At 67.5% G+C, this 1394-nt stretch carries 1 protein-coding gene and 1 pseudogene; both read left to right on the top strand.

The genetic code is table 11. The features are described from left to right. Nucleotides 1–24: 24 nt before the first annotated feature. Nucleotides 25–144, top strand: a pseudogene (locus AB0L34_RS33905) (hypothetical protein); the annotation flags it as partial. A 183-nt stretch (nt 145–327) separates the two neighbouring features. After that, a partial coding sequence (locus AB0L34_RS33900; protein WP_363709754.1) for an NB-ARC domain-containing protein occupies nt 328–1394 on the top strand: 1067 nt, incomplete at its 3' end.

Here is a 1394-nt window from a genome sequence, read left to right as displayed (position 1 = left end):
GGACAGCCTGAGCGTGCCGTCGCGTTGCTCCGTCCCCATGCCGCGCGTCATCCCACCGGGGAGCGGCTCCAGGCGGTTTTCATGCAGGCTCTGCTCGCGTGTGCGGACGCAGCCGGGGCGGTCGCCGTCTATCGGGCAACTCGTGCAGCGCTGGCTGAGGAGATGGGCGTACGTCCTGGGCCGACGTTGGATGAGCTTCACCGAGTGGCGATCAAGGCTGCCCGACCACTTCCGAGCGCGGTTGACCGGCCGGGAGCATCGAGGCCGGTTACCCAACCTGCTAGGTGGCTCCCTCTGCCGACGAGCGACTTCGTCGGCAGGGAGGACGTGCTGAACCGGTTGTCGAGGGAGATCAAGGAGCGATCCGGGCGAGCCGCTGCCGTCCAGGTGATCGATGGGATGGCGGGCTGCGGAAAGACCACTCTCGCGGTGCGGCTGGCGGAGATGTTGTGGGCCGAGTATCCCGACGGCCAGTTGTTCGTGGACCTACGAGGGCACGGGGAAGCTGCTCCCCTCGAACCGGCGGCGGTGCTGCTGACCCTGCTCCGACAGTTGGGCGTGCCACCAGGACGGGTACCGCCCGATCTCGAGGATCGGGTCGACCTCTGGCGCCGTGAGTTGGCGAAACGCAAGGTAGTACTGGTTCTGGACAACGCCGCGGGGATTGATCAGGTACTCCCGCTGCTGCCTCGAGGAGCGGGCACGGCAGTGCTGGTGACCTCCCGGTCACGGGTGCTCGCCACCGAGTTCGGCGTCCCGGAATCGCTCGGCGTGCTGAGCCGCGACGAGGCAATGAGTCTCCTTGCCTCCACGGCCGGGTCGGATCGGGTGCTCGCGGAGCCGGATGCGGCCGAGGAGGTGGTACGGCGCTGTGGTCATCTTCCTCTCGCCATCCGGCTTGCGGGAGCCCGACTGGCTCACCGTTCCACGTGGCTGGTGGCGGACCTGGCGACTCGCCTCGCTGACGAGCGTGGACGGATCGGTCAATTCGCCGTGGGTGACCAGACGCTGGCTGGCGCGTTCGCCACCTCCTACGAACCGCTTGACGATCAGAGCCGGCGGGTGTTCCGGATGCTCGCGCTCCACCCCGGTGACGATCTGAGCCAGCCGATGGCTGCAGCGCTGGCCGACCTGCCACTGCCCGAGACCATACGAATCCTCGAGGATCTGATCGATCGTCACCTGCTGGAGGAGACCGCGAGCGGGCGTTACCGCATGCACGACCTGATCCGCGAATACGCCAGCGAGATGTCACGGCTGGTCGACAAGCCGGAGGCGCTGCTGGAAGCCACGGACCGGCTTCTGAAGCTGTGTCTTCACGCCGCGCTGTCAGTGGCGGTCGTGCTCGAAGCGCGTCTCGGCGGGAAGCGACTGGCCGTCGAACCCACGTTCAG

It is taken from the genome of Micromonospora sp. NPDC052213 (assembly GCF_040679695.1).
GTDB lineage: Bacteria > Actinomycetota > Actinomycetes > Mycobacteriales > Micromonosporaceae > Micromonospora.
The sequence above is the reverse complement of the archived record's forward strand: the minus strand, read 5'-3'. Positions and strand labels throughout refer to the sequence as shown.